The 2,508-nt window shown below is 34.4% G+C and carries 2 protein-coding genes; both read left to right on the forward strand.

Features of this window, described 5'->3' with window-relative positions; genetic code table 11:
- The first annotated feature begins 122 nt into the window (after positions 1 to 122).
- Entirely contained in the window at positions 123 to 1,706 is a 1,584-nt protein-coding gene (gene istA / locus JOC48_RS21095) for an IS21 family transposase (RefSeq protein ID WP_204502390.1), read from the forward strand.
- Between the two features lies 1 nt (position 1,707).
- A complete protein-coding gene (gene istB, locus JOC48_RS21100; protein WP_204502393.1) occupies positions 1,708 to 2,472 on the forward strand; it encodes an IS21-like element helper ATPase IstB in 765 nt (254 codons plus the stop codon).
- The last annotated feature ends 36 nt before the right edge of the window (positions 2,473 to 2,508 follow it).

Below are 2,508 nucleotides of genomic sequence, written 5' to 3' on the forward strand. Positions count from 1 at the left end.
TGTAACTGCTAATCTAAAATAGACAGTTCTTGCTAGATAAAATTGAACACTTATTAACCAATTTCCTTCGGAAAAGTATATGATAGATTTTATGAGTCATTTACTTACTGGAGGTGCGGAAGGTGGATAAGTGGAAAGTGTATATTCAAATTCAACAATTGTTAGAACAAGGTTTTAGTAAAGCTACCATTGCCAAGAAGCTAGGAATTTCTAGAGGTACCTTATATAACTATTTAGAAAGATCACCTGAGGAAATGGCAATCTGGGTTGCATCAACACAAAAGCGAAGTAAAAAGCTTGATGTATATAAAGATTTAATCCTTAGTTGGTTGAGAGAACATAGTGATTTATCATCTTCTCAAGTATTTGATTGGATATCCGAAAGGTACCCTGATTTCCATATAGGTGAAAGTACCGTACGGAGTTATGTTAGAGAATTACGCAAAGAATATAAGATTCCAAGAGAAAAAGCAAAAAGACAATATGAGGCTGTACCTGAATTGCCAATGGGTCAACAAGTTCAAGTTGATTTTGGTGAAACTATCCAAAAAGATGCACAAGGAAAGAAGATAAAAATGTATTTTGTGGCTTTTCTTCTTTCTCACTCCCGATATAAGTATATGGAATGGTTAGATCGTCCTTTTACTACAAAGGACCTAATAGAAGCTCATACTAGAGCATTCCAATACTTCGGTGGTATTCCTTATGAAATTGTTTATGACCAAGATAGCCTTATAGTAGTAAGTGAAAACAGTGGAGATTTAATTTTAACTGCTGAATTTGAATCTTATCGCAGAGAAAAAGGATTTCACTTACATGTATGTAGAAAAGCAGATCCTGAGAGTAAGGGGAAAATTGAGAATGTGGTAGGCTTCATTAAGAAAAACTTCTCTAAGTATAGAATATACTCAAATATTGATTCTTGGAATGAACAAGCACTTTCATGGTTGAAACGCACCGGGAACGGCAAAGTTCATAATATAACTAAAAAAAGACCAGCCGAAGTGTTTGAACTTGAAAAGCAACACTTACGTCCGATCTTTGAGCAATTCAGTGCTACCAACACTGAAAAGCAAAAACAAAACTGTAATCCAAGTATAACAAGAGTCGTCCGTAAGGACAATACAGTTCTATATAAATCTAATAGATATAGTGTTCCTCTCGGAACATTTAGTCCATATGGCACTGAAGTTAATTTGATTATAGATAAAAGCCAGCTAACAATTATCAGTAATGAAACAGGAGAAATAATAGCTAAGCACGATATCTCTATTGAGCGCGGGAAATTAATTCAGGATCGTGTCCACACCAGGGATCGTTCAAAAGGTATAGATTCCTTTATAGTAGCAGTCTCTGATAAATTTCCAGATTCAAATAAGGCACTTTCGTATTTAAGCGAAATAAGAAAATCTTATCCACGTTATATTAGAGACCAACTGCAGCTGGTTTCTAAACAATGTGATAAGCACGATAAGCATATTATTCAAGAAGCTTTAAGCGCTTGTTTACATATGAATTTATATAGTGCATCAGAGTTTATAGATATGATTGAACACGTTAAACGACAACGATTGAAATATGTACAAGCTCCGATTGACAACGATCATATTGTGCAACCTATCCGATCAGAACAGTCTTACATTCTTGGAGCAAAGCCTTCACAAAGAAATATTAATGACTATATAAGTATATTGGAGGGAAAGTAATATGACTCAATCTAAGGAGTTAAAAGATTTATTAATATCCTTGCGTTTAACAGAAGCAGCGACTGAATTACCTTCTTTTTTGACAAAAGCAGAAACGAATAATATGTCATATCAATCGTTTTTACAAGAAATTATGAGTTTTGAACAAAAAAGACGAGAAGAAAAATTAATAGAAAGAAGAATGAAATGGGCTTCCTTCCCTTTTAATAAAACGCTTTTGGACTTTAATCTTAAAGAGCAACCATCATTGAGTAAACGCCAATTTAACCAACTTACTGAACTAAATTGGATTGACCAACTATTTAATTTAATTTTATTAGGACCGCCAGGTACGGGAAAAACTCACCTGGCGGTGGGATTAGGAATTCAAGCGATATTTGAGGGATACAAAGTAATGTTTATTTCTATGGGAGACTTGATCCATGCTTTAAAAACAGAAGAGATTACTAGAAAGTCGCAGATAAGGCTGAAAAGACTTCGTGAATCTAATCTAGTTATTATAGACGATTTAATGTTTATGGCTATGGATCAGAGAGAAGCCAATCTATTTTTTCACTTGATTAATGATTTATATAACTCAGCTTCAATAGTCCTTACTTCTAATAAAGGACCTAGTGATTGGGGGGAATTACTTGGGGATCCAGCGATAACAACAGCTGTACTCGATAGAATTGTTCACCGAGCAGAGGTAGTCCAATTAAGTGGTGAAAGCTATCGTATGAAGACCCGCGAATCTATATTTGAGGAACAAACTGTACAAAATTAATTAGCAAAAAGTGTTCAATTTTACTTGACGGTCACA

The sequence above is a fragment of the Aquibacillus albus genome, assembly GCF_016908325.1.
Taxonomy (GTDB): domain Bacteria; phylum Bacillota; class Bacilli; order Bacillales; family Amphibacillaceae; genus Aquibacillus_A; species Aquibacillus_A albus.